Below are 18,249 nucleotides of genomic sequence, written 5' to 3'. Positions count from 1 at the left end.
CGAGGGGCTAGTCCCTGTCGGCCGCCACCTCGAAGACGTCCGTCGACTCCTCGGCAGAGGCGGCACGGCGTTCCTCACGGCGGGCCCGTCGCTCGGCACGCTTGGCGATCCGGCGATCCCGGCTGCGCTCCACGAGCGTGTACAGGACCGGTACCAGCACCAGGGTGAGCAGCGTCGATGAGACCAGTCCGCCGATCACCACGATCGCCAAGGGCTTCGAGATGAACACGCCACCACCGGTCAGGCCGAGCGACATCGGGACCAGCGCGAACACGGTCGCGGCAGCCGTCATCAGGATCGGACGCAGACGCAGACGCGTTCCGTGCTCCACGGCCTCGTCCAGGCTCGCCCCGGCCACCCGGAGGCGGTTCACGAGGTCCATCAGCACGATGGCGTTCGTCACGACGATGCCGATGAGCATCAGCAGTCCGATCAGGGCTGGAAGCCCCATCGGCGTACCGGTGAGCAGGAGCCCGAGGATCGCGCCGGTCGCCGCGAACGGGATCGAGATGAGCAGCACGAGCGGGCCGCGGAAGTTGCGGAACGTCGCCACCATCACCAGCAGCACGAGAACGATGGCCCCCAGCATCGCCAGACCGAGCTGACTGAACGCCTCGTCCTGCTGGGCGGACGCGCCGCCCTGCTCGAACGTGACGCCCGCCGGCAAGTCGGTCTCGGCGATCGCTTCGTCGATCGCCCGGCTGGCCGCCGACAGACCGCCCTTCTCCGGCGTGACCGTCAGCGTGACCTGCCGCTCGCCTTCCGCGCGGGTGATGGTCGGCGCGGTGAGCTCTTCCTCGACCGTGGCGATCGCGGCGAGAGGGATCGCGGTGCCCGTGACCTCGGTGGCCGCCTTCTGCTCCGCCTCGGCGGCTTCGGCCTCCGCCTGCTGGGCGGCGGCGTCGGTGCGGCTCTGACGCAGGGCCTTGATCTGCTCGTCCGCCGCCTTGATGCCGGACTGCGCGCCTTCGATCGCGCTCTGCAGCGCCGAGAGCTGCTCGGCGCGCTCCGCCTGCGCCTGGAGCACCGCCTCGTCCTCAGGACTCAGCGGGTCTGCGGGGACGATCGGCGCCGCCGACAGCTCCGCGAGCTGCTTGTTGAGGGCGCCGATCTGACCCGCGAGCTCGGCCCGCTGCTTCGTGGCCGTGTTGATCTGCGAGTCGAGTTCTTTCTCGGCCTTTGTCTTGGCCTCGTCGGCCTTGGCCTTGGCCTTGGCCTCGAGTGCCTCGGCGGCGGCCTTCTGCGCCTCGGCCGTCTGCTGGGCCGTGACGGGCAGCATGATCTCGCCGAGCTTGTCGGCGGTTCGTGCCGAGCCCGGCGTGCGCACGACGATGTCGCGCTCGCGACCCTCGTACATGAGGGTGCCGACGGTCGTGCCCGAGAGCGCCTCCTGCACGGCCTTCGCGATCGTGGCCCGGTCGAAGCCGAGGCGCGCGGCCAGCGGCTCGTCGACCTTCACGCGCAGCACCGGCTGCTCGCCGGCGAGCTCGCTCTTCACGGAGCGCACCCCGTCGGCGTCGGCGAGCTGCTTCTCCAGCAGATCGCTCGCGGTCCGCAGCGCGGCCGGATCGTTGCCCTGGATGGCCAGGGCGATGCCGTCACCCGCACCCGCGAGGGAGGCGTCCTGCGAAGCGAGCTCGATCGTGCCGCTGTCGGCAAGACCGTCCAGCGCCTTCTGCACCTTCGACTCGACCGCGGCGACGTCGGCTCCGTCCTTCACCCGCAGGTCGTAGGTGATCGACGTCGGGGTGCCGGGTGTGGGGACCGGGATCGAGGTGGTGATGTCATCGATCTCCGCGATCTTCCCGAGCGTCTTCTCGACCGGCTCCGCGGCGGCGACCAGGTCGGCCGTGGCCTCCTTCGGGGGCGTCTGCACGACCTGCAGGCTCGCCTGGCCCGATGAGCCGAGGAAGTCGGTCTGGATGAACGGCGTCATACCCAGCGTCGCGACGAGCAGCAGCGCCGAGGCGACCAGGGTGATGACCGGGTGTCGACGGGTCGCGTTCAGGGCCGGCATGAACGTGCGCTGCAGGCGGTCGGGAGCCGTGTGGATCTCGTCGAGCTCGGACGGTACCTCGTCCTCGGGGGCGAGCGGTGCGTCGTCCGCCGATCCCTCGGCCACTGGCTGAGATGCTTCGGCAGCTGCGGCACGGTGCTTCGGAGCCCGGTTGAGGAACCAGGAGGCGAGCACCGGCACGATCGTGAGCGAGACGACGAGCGAGGCGAGAAGCGCGATCGAGACCGTCACCGCGAACGGACGGAACAGCTGCCCGGCGATTCCGGAGACGAAGGCGATGGGCAGGAAGACCGCGACGGTGGTGAGAGTCGAGGCGGTGATGGCACCGGCGACCTGACGTACCGAGGCGACGATGCCGTCGATGGTGAGCGGCCCGTCGCCGCGTCGTCTCGAGATGTTCTCGATCACCACGATGGAGTCGTCGACGACACGTCCGATGGCGATCGTGAGCGCGCCGAGGGTCAGGATGTTGAGGGTGTTGCCGCTCCACCACAGGCCCACGAGCGTGATCAGCAGCGACAGCGGGATAGACACGGCCGCGATGACCGTCGAGCGCCACGAGCGCAGGAACGCGAGGATCACGAGCACGGCGAAGAGCAGGCCCAGTCCGCCCTCGACGGAGAGGTCGTGGATCGACTGCTCGATGTAGGGCGCCTGGTCGAAGATCGTCACGAACTCGGCCTTGAGGATCGGGGCCAGCCTGTCGAGCTCGGCGTTCACACCGTGCGAGATGTCGACGACGTTGGCTCCCTGCGACGGGATGATCTGGAGCGTGAGCGACGGGTTGCCGTTGACCCGTGAGATGGTCTGCGCCGGCACCGTCTCGATCGAGACGTCGGCGAATTCGGCGACCGTGACGGCTCCCTCGGGCGTGGGTACAGGAAGGGCCTGGATGTCTTCGAGAGTGGCGAGTCGCGACCCCACGGTGATCGACAGAGGCCCCTCGGCGGAATCCGCCTGCCCTGCCGGAAGCGCGGCGCCGTGCGCCTCGAGGATCGGGCCGAGCGTCGAAGGCTCGACCTTCAGCCGCGTGACATCCGCGGGGCGGAGATCGATCGTGATGCGCTGCGTCTCCTGGCCCGCGAGCTCGACGGCGCGCACACCCGGTACGCCCTTGAGTGCCGGGACGACGGTCTGCTGCAGAGCGTCGCCGAACGTCTCCTGGTCGCCGCTGGTGCCCGCGCTGAGGACCATCGCGGGAAGGTCGCCGGCACCGCCCGACGCCACCTGGACCTCTGTGCCAGAGGGGAAGCTCGGCTTCAACGACTCGGTCGCACTGCGGATCGTGCGCAGGGTCTCCTCGTCGTTCTCCCCGAACGACCACTCGACGAGGATCTGCGCGCCCCCACTGGATGTGGTGGACGTGACGCTCGTCACACCGGGCACGGCGCGGACGGCCTGCTCGACGGGCTCGGTCACGGTGCTCGCCATCTCTTCGGGCGCGAGACCCTGCGACTGCGCCGAGATGAACGCCATGGGCGCCTGCAACGACGGCATCAGCTCCTGCTTGAGCGAGCCCATCGAGATCAGGCCGAGAGCGACGATCGCCAGTGTCGCGAGCGACAGGATCAGGCGGTTCTTGAGACTGCTGCGTGTGAGGAACGACATGGAGCGGTGAGGTGCTTTCGGCTGGGTCGCAGCAGCGGGCGAAGGAGCACGCGCGCGACGCGGAAGCCGCCTGTGATCACTCGACTCACGTCGCCCCGTGCCGAATCCTGTGGGTCCGGCTCAGCGCGACGAGAGGCGACTGAGCTCCGGCGACACGATCGACGATTCGAGCCTGCCGGGTCGCGCGCGCCGGGGCATCCTCCCGCAGGGTGATCCTCGTCCCCCCGCGGGAGGACTCGGGCATCCTGGGCGCATGCGAGGCGGCCGGGTGCGGAACCGCTGCGGCCACCCTCGCCGCCGCAGCGCTCGACTCGGCAACGCTCGACTCGGCCACCACTGCCCCGTTCGCGGTCGATTCGGCCTCGAACGGCCTCGCTGTGCACGATCTGACCCAAAAGTCGTAGTCCGAGGTGCGAAAACACTGGCCGAAAGTTCTCAGGGTTTCGGCGTAATGACTGGGCCCTCACCTTCGTCTCTTCACTGTGAGGGTTGTCCGGCCGAAAGGGGGCCGGGCTTTGCGAGGGGTGAGGGAATCGTGAGTGGTCGAAGTCGAGTGGATCGACTCTTCGAAGAGTTGGAGGTTGAGTGCGGCACGAGTGTGCAGTGCATCCTGGAACGAGCGTCCGCCCTGCTGAGGCTGGACATCGAGGTCGAGGTGCTGAACGAGGAGGAATGGAACGCGGTCCCGCGCTTCGTTCTCATCGACGGTGACCGGGCGAGGATCCCGGTACGCCGGGCCGATCCTCAGTGGTTCCGCCTGCACGTGGTGATCCACGAGCTCGCGCATCTGCTGTGCGGACATGCGCGTTGCGAGAGCCTGCCCATGACTTTCGACCAGCTTCGCAAGCCCGCACAGGCCTGTGTTCTGGCGGGAGTGGGCGGGGGTACCGGATCCGCCGCGTTCGCCGATTCTCCGCAGCAGGCGGGTCAGCAGGCGGATCAGGAGGCCGAGGCGGAAGCGCTCGCGCACCGACTGGGCTCATTCGTCGTCGTCCCGCAGTTCGCCTCCGCCGAGGCCGGCTGAGGCTGCGGCCGTACGGTTCCGATCAGCGCGCGAGTGCCGAGAAGCACGAGGGCGTCCAGTTGCGCCCGGAAGTCGAGGTGGTTCGTCGGTTCATCGCACAGAAGCAAGTCGGCCTCGGGGCCAGGACCCGCGCGAGGTTCACCCTCTGGCACTCGCCGCCGGACAGAGTCACGGTTTGGTGATGCGTGGCCCACATCGGGAAGCCGTGAAGTAGCATCGCTCGTCATGGAGCGCTATGGAAAATGAAATCTGCTGGGGGCGGCCGCTTTCCTGAGCGTTGGCATCTTCTCGCTCGTCAAGGGTGTGGGACCGGAGTGGTACTCGTACGTCACTGTGGTCGTCGCGTTTCTCGCATCTGCGGCGTGGACTTTTCGCTTTGTCTATGAAGTGCGCAAGAGCAAGACTGAGGAATCTTCAGATCGGGCCTCCAACACCTAGAGCCACTGGACGGATGCTCGCCGGCCGAGGCGGACGAGTAGCCTTGCGGGGTGCCGATCGATCGAAGCCACATCCGGGTCAAGGCGATGCTCGTCGCCCCGAATGCGCACGGGAGCGCGCACGCGGTCAGCGTCAATGCCGCGACCGCGGAGAATCCGGGCGGATATCACCGCCTCATCGGCGGCAGCGTCGAGGTCGGCGAGACCCACATCGATGCGATCCGGCGCGAGGTGCGTGAGGAGCTGTCGGCGACGATCCAGGACCTGAGCTACCTCGGGGTGGTGGAGAACATCTTCCACCTGGACGGGGAGGTCGGACACGAGATCGTCTTCGTGTACACCGGACGCCTCGATCCGGAACCCGCAGCGGAGGGCGCGACGCTCACGGAGAGCGACGGTGCGGTCGTTCCCGTCGTCTGGCGCAGCTTCGACGACGCCGCCGAGGCACTGCCCCTCTATCCCGCCGCTGTCATGGGGCTACTCGCTCAGCGGTAGATCCCGCGGCGATGCCCTGCGGCGAGAACGAGCACGACCAGACGATCGTCCTCGATGTCGTAGATCACCCGATAGTCGCCCACGCGGACGCCTACGTCGCCGACACCGAGGGCTTCGTCGATGGCTGGCTCGCCGGGGGAGCAGGCCCCGATGCGGTCGCCGACGACCGGGTGCTGACCCCCGAGGAGCGCACTGATCCTGCCTCACCGCGTGCACCGGGTGCTTCCGCGCGGGCGCGACGGATGCCCCGTGGGTGGGGTTTCCACGGGGCATCCGCCCTTCTGCGCCGGCGTCGAACGACGGTGTGAGCGGGGGGCTACGACTCCGTCGACGTGTGGGGTGGACGCAGCGGCGCACCGGCGGTGCGGGTCTCCTCCCCCGAGGACGGCCGCACCACCGGCGTCATCGCTACGCCGTCAGGCGACGTCGCAGGAGCCCCGCACCTCCGAGGAGGAGCAGGACGGCGGCGAGTGCGACCAGTCCGACCGACGACGTGCCGCCGGTCATCGCGAGTCCTGAAGCCTGACCGGTCGTCGCCGCGCCAGAGGCGAAGGCGGCTGCGGTCGTGCGGACAGGGGTCGTGCCGGGGTCGGTACCCGGGTTCGTGCCCGGGTTCGTGCCGGGGTCGGTGCCGGGGTCCGTGCCGGGGTCGGTCCCCGGGTTCGTGCCGGGGTCGGTCACCGTCGCCTCGCCGACCACGGAGATGGCGTTGCCGCCCAGCGTGATCGGCAGGCTGATCGGCAGCGCCAGCTGGGTGCCGCCGAGGATGCTGTCAGCTCCCGTGGTGGTGCTGCCTCCGGTCGCGGGTGCGGTCGGAGTGGGGGAGGCACCGGCACCGGTGCGGGTGACGGTGGCGTCGTCGAGCAGCGAGATCGCGTTGCCGGTCACGCCGATGGGGGCGGTGACGGGCGCGGTGATCTGGGTGCCGCCGAGGACGCTGTCGGTGCCGGTCGTGGAGTCGCCTCCGGTGGCCGTGGTGACCGCTGCGGGGGTGGTGCCTCCGGTGCGGGTGACGGTGGCGTCGTCGATCAGCGAGATCGCGTTGCCCGACACCGTCACAGGTGCCGTGATGGGCGCCGTGACCTGCGTGCCGCCGAGGATCGCGTCGTCACCCGAGGTCGCCGCCGAGGTGGCCGGAGCGGTGGAGACGCTCGGACCGGCAGTGCCGGTACCCGTCGACCGCGCGTCGTCCAGAAGCGAGATCGCGTTGCCCGACACCGTGATCGGTGCCGTGATGGGCGCCGTGACCTGCGTGCCACTGCCGATGCCGTCGTCGCCGGACGTCGTGACGTCCACCGGAGCGGAGGATGCCGGTGCTGCGGCGCCCTGCCCGGTCGGCGCGGTGCTCTCGCTGTCACCGAGCAGCGACACGGCGTTGCCCGTGACGGTGATCGGTGCGTTGACCGCGAGCAGCGCCTGGGTGCCCGAGAGCACTCCGTCCAGGCCGTTCGTGGTCACCAGAGGCGCCTGGGCCGGGGCCCCGGCCTGGGGAGCCGGGCTCTGGGGAGTCGGGCTCTGGGGAGTCGCGGCCGAGGCGGTGGTCGTCGACGTGTCGAGTACGCTCACCGCGTTGTTCGCCACCGTGACCGGGAGGTTGACGGTGACAGCCGCCTGGGTGCCGGATGCCGTACCCGAAGCGCCGCTGGTCTCTACGGCGACAGGCGCCGGGGCAGGTGCGGGTGCGGGAGCCGGTGCTGCGGCGGGTGCCGGAGCCGGAGCCGGGGCTGCGGCGGGGGCCGTGGACACGGCGTCGCCCAGCACCGAGATCGCGTTGTTCACGACCGAGATCGGTGCGGTGATCGCCGTCTCCACCTGTGTGCCGGAGAGAAGCCCGTCGTCCCCGGTCGTCTCGGCCGCGTTCGCGGCCGTTGCGCCGAGAAGCGTGACGCCTCCGGCGATGAGCGCGCCCCAGAGGGCCCGCTTGATGAATGTACGCATGGTCTTTCTCCTGACTGGATCGTTCGTCTGAAGGGTGCGCGCGATCAGAGTGCGCGCGCAGCACTGCTTCTGTCGTTCCCGGGGGAACGACGTGACGAACCGTCAGTCAGGAGAGACGTCGGTGTCGGCGACCGGCGACGAAGGAAGCTCGTCGTCGGAGGCCCCGGATGTCCGCTCACCAGCACGGAGCGGAGAAGAGTTCGCGTCGCTGAGGCGCGCGGGAGAGGCGCCGCTTCCGCCGCCGGGACCGGCGGAGGACGACGCGGGAACAGTGCTTCCCGGCGGGCTCGACGGCGGCGGGTCGGTGGGCACACGAGTGGTGTCGTCGCCGGCGCCGGTGGCGCCGTTCGCGGCGGGGAGCGCGCTCGGATGCGACGATCCGGCGGGGGGCAGAGCCGTCGACGTGGCCGGGGGCATCGTCGCGATGTCCTCCGCGCTGATCACGGTCGGGGTCGTCGTCACCGCAGGCTCCGTGATGCTCGCCGGCCCTTCGCCGGGTTCGGGCGAGGTCGGGTCGAGGGCTTCGAGCACGGGAGGAATGGTCTCGCTCGTGACGTTCCCGAGAAGGGCGGTGGTGTCATCGACCACACCGACGACGTCGCCCACCGCGGAGATCAGGCCGAGGTCGGACGCGAGCCCGCCGACCACCGGGATGCCGGAGACCGTGTCGAGAATCGGATCGGTGATCTGGGAGACCGGTGCGCCGGTCAGCACGTCGGTGACCGGCGCGACGACCGCCGTCGTGGTCTCCGTCACGGCGTGGACCACGGGCGCGACCGCCGGCCCGACGACCGGAGCGTTCACGACCGGCGCGGTCACGGTGGTGACGACGGCCGGGGCGGCCTGCTGCACGGGGGCGACCACCTGTGTGACCACGGGAGCGACGACCTCTGTGACGATGGGTGCCACGGGGGCCGTGACGGCCGACACCGTGTTGCTGACCAGCGAGGTGAGCCCGTCGAGCGGCCCGTCTTCCTGGTCGTCCGCGTGCGCGGTTCCGCCCGAGAGGAGGACGGTGAGCGTCGCCCAGGCGAGCACGCCGATGCCACCCCAGAAGACGACGGCAGGTGTGCCGCGTCGGGTGGCCCGAACGTCCACGTCAACCTCCCCCTCAGAAGGTGATCTCGTGTGCCTCCCCCTCAGAAAGCCACGAATCTCGACGGAGCTGCGTCGATTGGAGGCGACGATACTCGCGGCCGCACGATCTGTCTAGGGGGTTCTCCGCGCGTTTCCGGGGATGTCGGGGTGTGACGCGCCCGGAGAAATCTCGGCTTGACTTTCCCCAGGTTCTACACATCCTCTCCCCGGAGAGGGCAACCTTCAACGCCCGATTTAAACTGATTTTCATCCACAGGCTGGGGAAAGGGTAAAGCCCAGATCAGAGGCGATAAAAAAGTCTGCTATCCCGGTCCTCCACGGGGTTATCCACACCTGTTGTGCACAGACACTCCGACTTTGTCCGCACGCTTTCCACATGGTTATCCACAGGCCGTGTTGCATGTGGAAAGAGTCGCTCGTAGCGTGGGCGAGCGACCGAATGTCGGAGGCACCTGTTTTGCTGTTCAGGGTGGCGTGAGGGCCGAGATCCATACAGGCCCCGCCGTCGAGGCGTCTCCTCGGAACATCGCATCGGAAACGTCGCATCGAAGGGAAGACTGTGTCGATCGCTGACATCTCAGAGGAGCGCATGGGCGCGAAGCGCGCGCCCGAGCGCACGCCTCCCCATGACCTCCTCGCCGAGCAGAGCGCGCTGGGCGGAATGCTCCTGTCGAAGGATGCGGTCGCCGATGTGATCGAGACGCTCAAGGGCGCCGACTTCTACATCCCCAAGCACGAGCTGATCTTCGAGGCCATCCTCTCGCTGTACTCGCACGGCGAGCCCACCGACGTCGTCGCCGTCACCGATGAGCTCATCAAGACGGGCGAACTCGGCCGCGCCGGCGGTGCCGACTACCTGCACACCCTGACCTCGATCGTGCCCACGGCCGCGAACGCCGGCTACTACGCCGGCATCGTCTCGGAGCGCGCGATCCTGCGCCGGCTCGTCGACGCCGGCACCCGCATCGTGCAGCTCGGCTATGCCGGTGAGGGCGACGCGACCGACATCGTCAACAACGCACAGGCCGAGATCTACTCGATCACCGGATCCGAGACCGCCGAAGACTACGTCCCCCTGCAGATCGCCGTCGATGCCGCTCTCGAGGAGATCGAGGCCGCCAGCGGTCGCGACGGTTCCATGACCGGAGTTCCGACCGGCTTCAAGGAGCTCGACGAGCTCACGAACGGCCTGCACGGCGGTCAGATGATCGTCGTCGCCGCTCGACCCGCCATGGGTAAGTCCACGCTCGCGCTCGACTTCGCCCGCGCGGCATCCATCGGCCACAACCTCCCCTCCGTCTTCTTCTCGCTCGAGATGGGCAAGAGCGAGATCGCGATGCGTCTGCTCAGCGCTGAGGGCGCGATCCCTCTGCAGAACATGCGAAAGGGAAACCTCGACCCGCGCGACTGGACCACCGTCGCCGCGACCCGAGGCCGCATCAACGACGCCCCGCTCTACATCGACGACAGCCCGAACATGACGCTCGTCGAGATCCGTGCCAAGTGCCGTCGACTCAAGCAGCGCGAGGGCCTGCGCATGGTCATCATCGACTACCTGCAGCTCATGACATCGGGCAAGCGCGTCGAGTCGCGTCAGCAGGAGGTCTCGGAGTTCTCGCGAAGCCTCAAGCTCATCGCCAAGGAGCTGCAGGTTCCGGTCATCGCCCTCTCGCAACTGAACCGTGGTCCCGAGCAGCGCACCGACAAGAAGCCCGCGATCAGCGACCTGCGAGAGTCCGGCTCGATCGAGCAGGACGCCGACATGGTCATCCTGCTGCACCGCGACTCGGTCTACGACAAGGACGTGCGCCCTGGCGAGGCCGACCTCATCGTCGCCAAGCACCGCAACGGACCTACCGCGACGATCACGGTCGCGTTCCAGGGGCACTACTCGCGCTTCATGGACATGGCCCCCGGCGGCGACTTCAACTGAGTGTGGTCCAGCGTCGGAGCAGTCGTGTTCACCGCGAGCCTCCTGGGCATCCTGTTCCACCTCTGAAGGCTACTGAGGGCGACGCGGCGCCGTGTCGTCCCAGCGGGGCGAGGGGAGGTGCAGCAGCACCAGGCCGATGCCGGCGATCACCGAGTTGCGGAACGCGGGATCGAGTCCGTTCCACGACGTGGAGCGCCACATCTGGAACCACTCGCCGCCGATCGAGATGAACCCGCCCACGAAGAGGAGGATGATCATCACCAGTCCGATCGACGACCACACGCGGGCGGCGTGGAAGCCGTGGCCGAGGAATCCGCGCACGAAGAACACGACCGCGATGATCAGGACGATCGCGCTCAGCGACTCCCAGATGATCACGCCGATGTAGGCGATGTTCCACAGCACGGGGTTGTCGATCGCCCGCCACATCACGTCGGGATCGAGTCCCGTGCCGGCCTCCTGGCCGAAGTTCGTGGTGTCCATCGCCAAGACGTGCTGCACGAAATCGAAGTTGGTGCCGTAGTCGGTGATGTTCCCGAGCGCCACCAGGAAGATGTAGAGCCCGTTCACGAGGACGAGCGCGGCCGCCGCGAAGGGCAGCGAACCGAGAAGGTGCCAACGAGGTGAGCGCACCGGCGCGTCGGTCGTAGTCATGACCAGACAGTATCGGTCGTCGCGTCCGGGCGTCGAGGGGGTGCTGCTGCGTGGCCGGATACCGTTGACGACAGCGATCGCGAACGAGCGCTGAGGGGAGAGCCGTGGTGGACGACTCAGGGAGCGACCGGCGTGTCCGCGACGGATATGCCGCACGTGCCGTCGAGTACACGCAGCTGTTCGGCGACATCGGGCAGATGGACGACATCGACCGCGAGCGCATCGGGCGCTGGGCGGACGCGGTCGACGGGCGCATCCTCGACGCCGGGTGCGGCCCGGGGCATTGGACCGCCTTCCTCACCGGACGAGGGATCGACGCCGAGGGCATCGACCTGGTGCCGGAGTTCGTCGCCGGTGCCTCCGCGCGGTTCCCGCACGTTCCGTATCGGGTGGCATCGCTGACGGACGTCGGCGTCGCGTCGGGCTCCCTCGGCGGCGTGCTCGCCTGGTACTCACTGATCCACGCAGGGCCGGATGAGCTCGCGGTCCTCCTCGTCCACGCTCGACGCGTTCTCCGCGACGGGGGAGGCCTGTTGGTCGGGTTCTTCGCCGGGCGCGACGGAGAGCCCTTCCCGCATGCCGTCACGACGGCGCACTACTGGTCTGTCGAGGGGCTGTCCGTACTGCTGGAGCGCACCGGCTTCCGCGTGATCGACAGCGACGCCCGGGTGCAGGACGGACGCCGTCCGCACGCATCGATCAGCGCTGTCGCGGTCTGATCAGATCGCCGGTGCTGCCCTTGCCGCATCAGGGGATCGGCACGGCTCGATCGGCCCCGAGCCGCTTCATCACCATGGTCGAGGTGAGGCGCTGCACGCCGGGCAGGGCGCCGAGGGTGTTGTCGTAGAGCTCTTGGTAGGCGCCCATGTCGCGGGTGAGGATGCGCAGCATGTAGTCGGGATCGCCGAACAGACGTTGCGCTTCGACGACCGCGGGGATCGCCACGACGGCCTCTTCGAACGCCACGATCGTGTCCTTGTCGGTGCGCCCGATCGTCACGAAGACGATGGCCTCGAAGGTGAGGCCGACCGCTGCCGGGGCGACCACCGCACGGTACCGCTCGATCGCGCCGGACTGCTCCAGCTCTTTGAGTCGGCGATGACAGGCGGACAGGCTCAGGCCGACCTGCGAGGCGAGGTGGGTCGCGCTCATCCGACCGTCATCCTGCAGCAGAGAGAGGATCTCCCGGTCGAGTGCGTCCATGCCGACAATTCTTGCAGGTGAAGGCCCATATGGCTCGAAGAATCGGAGCACCTTTCGCGTGATTCTTCGTAGTCTCTTCCTCGGATTGAGGAGAACCGATGGATATCGCTCTGGTGATGCAGTTCTGGGTGGTCGCCGTCATGCTCGCGCTGACCCCCGGCGCCGACTGGGCGTATGCGATCTCCGCCGGCCTGCGTGCCCGCTCCATCGCGCCGTCGATCCTCGGGATGATCGCCGGATACACCGTCGTGATCGTGGCCGTCGCTCTCGGTCTCGGCGCGCTGGTCACCGCGTATCCCGTCACCCTCACGACCCTGACGCTGCTCGGTGCGCTCTACCTGATCTTCCTCGGAGCCACGACCCTGGCCAGCCGTCCGGCTCCGATCGCGGAGAGCGGCGAGTCGATCGCGACCGGAGGGTGGGGGCAGTTCCTGCGCGGCTCCGGGGTCAGCGGCATCAACCCGAAGGGGCTCCTGCTGCTCCTCGCCCTGCTGCCGCAGTTCACGAGTCCGAATGGATGGCCGTCGACGACGCAGATGCTCGCGCTGGGCGGACTGCACCTGCTCAACATCGCGATCGTCTATACGACGGTCGGTCTGCTCGCCCGTCGACTGCTGCGCACCCGGCCCCGCGCGAGTTCGGTGGTCACGCGGATCGCCGGCATCGCCATGACCGTCATCGGCGTGGGCATCCTGATCGAACAGGTGCTCGAGTGGATGTGATGCCTGCGTGAGCGGCGGCTGACGAGGAGTCAGACGGTCACGGGCGGACGCGGACCGTTCGTCCCTCGAACGACACCAGGTCGCCGTCGCGCAACTGGCGTCCTCGGCGGCGGTCGATCTCGCCGTTCACCGTCACGTACCCGTCGATGATGACCTCTTTGGCGTCGCCGCCCGAGTCGAGGAGTCCGGCGAACTTGAGGAACTGCCCGAGGCGGATCACCTCACCGCCGATGGAGATGTCGTCGATCGGATCGGAGTTCGTCATCCTTGAATGCTAATCGGCTTCGAGGCCGACGGATGCGACGATGCCGCCGCGCCCGGGTGGGAGCGGCAGCATCGTCGAGCCGGGCGTCTCTGGTCCGCCCGACAGGACGCGGCCCTGATCTGCTCAGTCGATGTCGGGTCCGACGACGGCGAAGTCGGCGCTGAAGTCGATGTCGATCGAGCGGTTGTCCGAGGTGAGCACCGAGGCGTCGTAGGGGCTCACGTCGTCGCCGTCGACGTCGAGGTCGGTGATCATCCCCTCCGCCTCGGCGAGTGCGGCGGAGACCAGGGCACGGATCGTCTCGTCGTCGAGGGTGAGCGTGGGGCCGGTGTCGTCGCCGTCGGCCGCGTCGGTGGAGGTGACGGATGCGACCAGGGCCTCGTCGACCCGGACCTCGGTCTCCGCTCCGGCGGCTGTCGTCAGCTGCACCTCCCAGGTGCCGTCGCGCTTCGCGTCGATCGAGGTGACCTCGCCGTCGGCCGCTCCCCGTGCGGCGTCGGCGATCTCGATGAGCTCGTCGGCGGAAGCCGTGCCGATTCCGGTCACCGGGCCGCGGCCGTTCGAGGGGGCGTTGCCGCGGTCATCGTCTCCGCGGTCGTCGCCGCGCGGACCGTGGTCATCCGCGTCGTGGCGGGGGCCGTCGTCGGACATCGAGGAGCGATCGTCGTCGCCGAACTCGTCGCCGATCGCCGCGCCGACCGCGACGCCGCCGCCCGCCAGGACGACGGCCGCAGCGATGCCTCCACCGATGAGGAGCGCGCGCCTGCGCCCGGGCTTCGACGCGGGTGCAGCGGGAGTGGGCACGGGTTCTGCGGCAGGGAAGACCGGGTGCTGTCCGGACCCCGCGATCGGGACCTCCGCGCCGGGCGTCGGAGGCGGGGTCACCGGCACGGTCTCGGCGTCCGGAGTGCTCTGCGGCGTCTGGTCGGGAGCGGGCGTCTGGTCGGGAGTGGGTGTCTTGTCGTCCATGTCTCGATGGTCTCCCGCGGGCGCTGAAGCCTCCCTGAAGCGTCCTGAAGACCTCTTCAGGAACCTCGGATCCGTCTCGTCAGGCGCCGAGGGGCAGGGTGAGCACGAAGCGTGCACCGCCCCAGCGGGAGTCGTCCACTGTGAGGGTTCCGTGGCCGCTGGCGGCGATGCCGCGGGCGATCGCGAGGCCCAATCCGCTGCCTCCGGCGTCGCGGCTGCGGGCCTCGTCGAGGCGGACGAAACGCTCGAAGATCCGCTCCCGCTCCTCGGCCGGCACTCCGGTGCCGTCGTCCTCGATCGTGACGAACACGTATCCGTCCGATGGCGTCACCCCGATCGCGACGCGTCCGCGGCTGTGGCGCACGGCGTTGTCGGCGAGGTTGCGCACCAGCTGGCCGAGCAGTCGCGGGTCGCCGTGCACCCGGGCGGCATGGATCCCGGAGCCGTCGACGTCGATTCCCGTGGCCCGGAGTCGGCGCACCTCGCCGAGGGCGATGTCGTCGAGGTCGACCGCCTCGTCATGGGTGCTCGCCCCCTCATCCAGGCGGGCGAGCAGCAGCAGCGATTCGACGATGCCCTGCAGGCGGAGTCCCTCCTCGGACACCACCTCGGCGAGTTCGCCGATGCTCGTCACATCGGGATGGGCCTGGGCCAGTTCGGCGTGCTGACGGATTGTCGCGAGGGGCGAGCGCAACTCGTGGGAAGCGTCCGAGACGAAGCGCCGCTGCGCGGTGGCCGCCGCGTCGAGCCGATCGAGCATGCCGTTCATGGTCGTTGCGAGCGCGGCGACCTCATCGGCGGTCTCCGGCACCGGTACCCGTTGGTGCAGTCGCTCTGCGGTGATGCCGTCGACCTCTTCGCGGATGAGCTCGACCGGGCGGAGGGCACGGCCGACCACCGACCATGTGGTGACGGCGACGAGCAACAGAAGCAGGGGGAGGGCGATGGCCAGCAGCGTCGCCACCGTCGCGAGGGTCTCGGCATCGTCCTCCATCGAGACGGCGAGCACGAGCGTCTGGTCGCGCTCGATGTCCTCCGAGACGACGAGGACGGTCTCTCCGTCGACAGTGGTCGTCTGCGGATCGTCGTCGACGGGGAGGGGTGTCGACCCGAGCTTCTCCCTGGCGTCTTCGCTGGCGGCGCGCACCGAACCGTCCGCACCGATGATCTGCAGGATCTCGTCTTCGAGCGCGTCGATGCCCTTACCTCCCGGGCCCCCCGCGCGTTCGGTGAGCTCTTCGAGGCGCTGCTCCGCCGCGCGCTCGGTGCTGCCGTGGATGCTGGCGCTGAGCACGCCGTAGAACGAGAAGGCGCCGATGAGGAGTGCGACGGCGACGACGACGGTGGCACCGAGCGTGGTCCTGCCGCGCACAGAGCGCCAGCTGCGACTAGCCACCGTCGGCCGCCAGCCGGTAGCCCGCACCGCGGATGGTCTCGATCGCCTCGCGTCCGAACGGCTTGTCGAGCTTGCGGCGCAGGTGCCCGACGTAGACCTCGACGATGTTGGGATCGCCGTCGAAGTCGTCGTCCCAGACGCCGTCGATGAGGGTGCGCTTCGACAGCACCTGGCCGCGATGACGCATGAGGTATTCGAGCACCGAGAACTCCCGAGCGGTCAGGCTCACGGGAGTCTCGCCCCGCCAGACCCGGTGCGCTGCGGGGTCGAGCCGCAGATCGCCCGCTTCCAGGATCGCCGGACGCGCGACGGCTCCGCGCCGCACGAGAGCACGCAGGCGCGCGACGAGGATCGCGAACGAGAAGGGCTTGGTGACGTAGTCGTCGGCCCCGGTCTCGAGCGCTTCGACCTGGTCCCACTCGCCGTCCTTCGCCGTGAGCATCAGCACGGGGGTCCAGTTCTCTTCCGCCCTGAGCGCCTCGCACACCTTCCAGCCGCTCATGCCCGGCATCATCAGGTCGAGCACGATCGCGTCGTACCGTGTCTCACGCGCGCGCCAGAGTCCGTCGACGCCGTTGTGTGCCACGTCGACGGCGAAGCCCTCGGCCTCCAGGCCGCGGCGCACGCCCTCGGCCAGACGCACCTCGTCGTCCACCACCAGGATCCGCATGCCTCCAGTGTGGCCGTTCGACGCTGAATCGGGGCTGAAGCGGGTCGTGAGCCTCAGGCGTCGAGGGCGGCCTGGATCTCGCGGATCACTTCGCCGAGCGTGCCGGAGGCGAGCAGGCCGGGGCCGAGGGGGCCCGCGGTGTCGGAGCCGAGGGGAGGCAGTCTCCGGAGCGCGGATGCGACTTCGGGTGACAGCGCGGTGAGCTGCCACCGCACCTCGGCGGCGCGGGCATCCGGGTCCTCCGGATGCGCGAGCTCCACGGCCTTCGCGGCGTAGGCGGCGGCTCCGAGCGCATGAGCACCCATGTGCGCGACCCCTGCGGCCTGGGCGGCCGAGCGGGCTGCGGCGACCCCCGCGGGCGAAGCGGCGCTGCGGGCGGCCCGGCCCGCGACGAAGCGTCGACGGATCTCTCCCGCGGTCGTGAGCTCACCCCGAGCGAAGGCTCGAGCTCGCGCGATGGCGTCGCGCGCGCGGTCGTCGTCGGGCGCCTCCGCGTCGAACAGGGGCAGCACCCGTGCCGCGCAGTCGGCCGCCCACACCGCGACGATCCGTCGCTCGGTCTCGGTCATACCCTGCGCAGTTGTCATACTCGCCCCGCCCGCCGTTCGGCACCCTGCGGGAAGCCACGGACCGTCTCGATGATCTCCTGCATCTCCATCCCTCAATGATGAACGTCACGTGCGTATGTGGACTCGGATGCCGAAAGGATGGGGAACATCATGGCAAACCCTCCAGAGCATGTGATGACCACGGTCGGGCTCGGGTGACGGGTGGGCTACTCGGCGCAGCAGCTGCGCAACCTCCCCCGGGCGCTCGTCATCCGCGGCGTCGGACGGCTCGCCTAGGGTGGCTCGTATGACATGCAGCTCTCTGCGGCCGACGCCGACGCGCGGGCTCGCCGCGCTGACCCGGAAGCCGGGGTGCTGAACGTGCAGAAGTCAGGACGCTACGTTCGCGTCGGGAACACGGACTACCCGCTCGCCACGCCCGGAGGCCATTGGGCACTCTGGAGCTCGACCCCGGTCGAGGGCTTCCGGCGGATCGGGAACGGGTGGGTCCGCAATATCGCTCCGGATGAACAGCTGGAGTGCTTCCGCGTCGAATACAGCGGTACGTATCGCGGCATCACGGTCACCGTAGAGCCTGGCGGAGACGGGCCGGACCGTCGAGGGATGGCGCGGCTCGGCACCCTCGATCAGCGAGCAGCTGAGCAGGGATTCGAGATGCTCGGGTTCGAGCGGCCGGAGCTGCAGCCATGGCTGAAGTCCGTGCCCATGGATGATCCCGAACTCGACTTCGAGATGATCCGCACGCCTGAGCCGATGCCGTGGGCGGCGACGAGCCGAGACGCCGTCGCGCAGCGTCCCGTCCCGCGGGCATCCGACGCGCAGCCGTCGGCGTGGGGAGCCTTCGGGCTCCGTCTCGTCACGGCGCTCCGCGGTGTGACCGACCAGGTGTTCCTCATTGTGTCGGTCGACGGTGACCCGCTGCGCTATGTCCAGTTCGCCGGAGATCCCGACAAGCTGTACGCCGAGGCGCCGGGACTCGATGTGGTCACGGATGCCGACGAGACGGTGCTGAAGGCCGCCGGCTGGGAAGAGCCGGGGGTCGGGCAGCCGAACTGGACCTCGGAACTCGCGCTGCCCGCGTACGCGGCCGACTATCGGGAGTTCGCCGATAGGTGCGTCGCCGCGCTGCGCGACGCCTATCGTGTGTCGAATCCCGACGTCCTCGTGCACCGTGCCTGGCGCGACCAGGAGCAGACCTCGCTCGAGTTTCCCGGACTCGGTCGCGCTCAGCTCTGATCGGCGTCGGCCGGA

At 69.1% G+C, this 18,249-nt stretch carries 18 protein-coding genes; 7 read left to right on the top strand and 11 right to left on the bottom strand.

Annotated features, from left to right (window positions below; all coding sequences use genetic code 11):
* Positions 1-7: 7 nt before the first annotated feature.
* Positions 8-3,625, bottom strand: coding sequence for an efflux RND transporter permease subunit (locus D514_RS28950; protein WP_017829846.1), 3,618 nt, complete (start codon positions 3,623-3,625; stop codon positions 8-10).
* A gap of 209 nt (positions 3,626-3,834) precedes the next feature.
* Between D514_RS28950 and D514_RS28945 the strand changes: the two genes are divergently transcribed.
* The 3 genes from D514_RS28945 to D514_RS0119410 all read left to right on the top strand — a co-directional run bounded on the left by D514_RS28945 (position 3,835) and on the right by D514_RS0119410 (position 5,581).
* Positions 3,835-4,029, top strand: a complete 195-nt coding sequence (locus tag D514_RS28945) for a hypothetical protein (RefSeq protein WP_017829845.1) — start codon at positions 3,835-3,837, stop codon at positions 4,027-4,029.
* A 194-nt stretch (positions 4,030-4,223) separates the two neighbouring features.
* On the top strand, positions 4,224-4,649 hold the full coding sequence (locus D514_RS38960) for a hypothetical protein (protein ID WP_186004829.1): 426 nt from the start codon (positions 4,224-4,226) through the stop codon (positions 4,647-4,649).
* A gap of 488 nt (positions 4,650-5,137) precedes the next feature.
* Entirely contained in the window at positions 5,138-5,581 is a 444-nt protein-coding gene (locus D514_RS0119410; RefSeq protein WP_017829843.1) for an NUDIX hydrolase, read from the top strand.
* Here the strand turns inward: D514_RS0119410 and D514_RS39215 are convergent.
* The 3 genes from D514_RS39215 to D514_RS28925 all read right to left on the bottom strand — a co-directional run bounded on the left by D514_RS39215 (position 5,572) and on the right by D514_RS28925 (position 8,617).
* Positions 5,572-5,649: a type II toxin-antitoxin system RelE/ParE family toxin gene (locus tag D514_RS39215; protein ID WP_236610954.1), complete on the bottom strand. Its 78-nt coding sequence runs from the start codon at positions 5,647-5,649 to the stop codon at positions 5,572-5,574. The genes D514_RS0119410 and D514_RS39215 overlap by 10 nt on opposite strands.
* Before the next feature lie 340 nt (positions 5,650-5,989).
* Positions 5,990-7,519 carry a hypothetical protein gene (locus D514_RS28930; RefSeq protein ID WP_017829841.1) on the bottom strand — a complete coding sequence of 510 codons (1,530 nt, stop codon included), beginning with the start codon at positions 7,517-7,519 and terminating at the stop codon, positions 5,990-5,992.
* A gap of 102 nt (positions 7,520-7,621) precedes the next feature.
* The gene (locus D514_RS28925) at positions 7,622-8,617 is read right to left on the bottom strand and encodes a hypothetical protein (protein WP_017829840.1); all 996 of its coding nucleotides are present in this window, start codon (positions 8,615-8,617) and stop codon (positions 7,622-7,624) included.
* 589 nt (positions 8,618-9,206) lie between these two features.
* Here D514_RS28925 and dnaB point away from each other — a divergent pair.
* Complete coding sequence (gene dnaB / locus D514_RS28920) at positions 9,207-10,550, top strand: replicative DNA helicase (RefSeq protein WP_046398921.1); 1,344 nt, start codon at positions 9,207-9,209, stop codon at positions 10,548-10,550.
* A 69-nt stretch (positions 10,551-10,619) separates the two neighbouring features.
* On the opposite strand, the gene D514_RS28915 is transcribed toward dnaB, so the two are convergent.
* The gene (locus tag D514_RS28915) at positions 10,620-11,204 is read right to left on the bottom strand and encodes a DUF2165 domain-containing protein (RefSeq protein ID WP_017829838.1); all 585 of its coding nucleotides are present in this window, start codon (positions 11,202-11,204) and stop codon (positions 10,620-10,622) included.
* Between the two features lie 104 nt (positions 11,205-11,308).
* On the opposite strand from D514_RS28915, the gene D514_RS28910 reads away from it, so the two are divergent.
* Positions 11,309-11,923 (top strand): bifunctional 2-polyprenyl-6-hydroxyphenol methylase/3-demethylubiquinol 3-O-methyltransferase UbiG, encoded by a 615-nt coding sequence (locus tag D514_RS28910; RefSeq protein WP_017829837.1) that lies wholly within the window; start codon positions 11,309-11,311, stop codon positions 11,921-11,923.
* Between the two features lie 28 nt (positions 11,924-11,951).
* On the opposite strand, the gene D514_RS28905 is transcribed toward D514_RS28910, so the two are convergent.
* On the bottom strand, positions 11,952-12,407 hold the full coding sequence (locus tag D514_RS28905; RefSeq protein ID WP_017829836.1) for an Lrp/AsnC family transcriptional regulator: 456 nt from the start codon (positions 12,405-12,407) through the stop codon (positions 11,952-11,954).
* 98 nt (positions 12,408-12,505) lie between these two features.
* Here D514_RS28905 and D514_RS28900 point away from each other — a divergent pair, with 98 nt between their 5' ends.
* The gene (locus D514_RS28900; protein WP_017829835.1) at positions 12,506-13,129 is read left to right on the top strand and encodes a LysE family translocator; all 624 of its coding nucleotides are present in this window, start codon (positions 12,506-12,508) and stop codon (positions 13,127-13,129) included.
* A 37-nt stretch (positions 13,130-13,166) separates the two neighbouring features.
* On the opposite strand, the gene D514_RS28895 is transcribed toward D514_RS28900, so the two are convergent.
* From D514_RS28895 to D514_RS28875, 5 genes are all read right to left on the bottom strand, one after another.
* Complete coding sequence (locus D514_RS28895; protein ID WP_017829834.1) at positions 13,167-13,394, bottom strand: RNA-binding S4 domain-containing protein; 228 nt, start codon at positions 13,392-13,394, stop codon at positions 13,167-13,169.
* Positions 13,395-13,517: 123 nt separating this feature from the next.
* On the bottom strand, positions 13,518-14,363 hold the full coding sequence (locus tag D514_RS28890) for a hypothetical protein (RefSeq protein WP_017829833.1): 846 nt from the start codon (positions 14,361-14,363) through the stop codon (positions 13,518-13,520).
* Between the two features lie 79 nt (positions 14,364-14,442).
* A complete protein-coding gene (locus D514_RS28885; RefSeq protein ID WP_031205816.1) occupies positions 14,443-15,759 on the bottom strand; it encodes a cell wall metabolism sensor histidine kinase WalK in 1,317 nt (438 codons plus the stop codon).
* Positions 15,752-16,429 (bottom strand): response regulator transcription factor, encoded by a 678-nt coding sequence (locus tag D514_RS28880; RefSeq protein ID WP_017829831.1) that lies wholly within the window; start codon positions 16,427-16,429, stop codon positions 15,752-15,754. Before D514_RS28880 ends, D514_RS28885 begins: the two co-directional genes overlap by 8 nt.
* A gap of 53 nt (positions 16,430-16,482) precedes the next feature.
* Positions 16,483-17,016, bottom strand: a complete 534-nt coding sequence (locus D514_RS28875; protein ID WP_031205815.1) for a putative immunity protein — start codon at positions 17,014-17,016, stop codon at positions 16,483-16,485.
* A 273-nt stretch (positions 17,017-17,289) separates the two neighbouring features.
* Between D514_RS28875 and D514_RS28870 the strand changes: the two genes are divergently transcribed.
* Positions 17,290-18,234 carry a hypothetical protein gene (locus D514_RS28870; RefSeq protein WP_017829829.1) on the top strand — a complete coding sequence of 315 codons (945 nt, stop codon included), beginning with the start codon at positions 17,290-17,292 and terminating at the stop codon, positions 18,232-18,234.
* The last annotated feature ends 15 nt before the right edge of the window (positions 18,235-18,249 follow it).

Source organism: Microbacterium sp. UCD-TDU, assembly GCF_000340625.1.
GTDB classification, from domain to species: domain Bacteria; phylum Actinomycetota; class Actinomycetes; order Actinomycetales; family Microbacteriaceae; genus Microbacterium; species Microbacterium maritypicum.
Note: the sequence above shows the minus strand (reverse complement) of the source record. Positions and strands in the feature narration are given on the sequence as shown.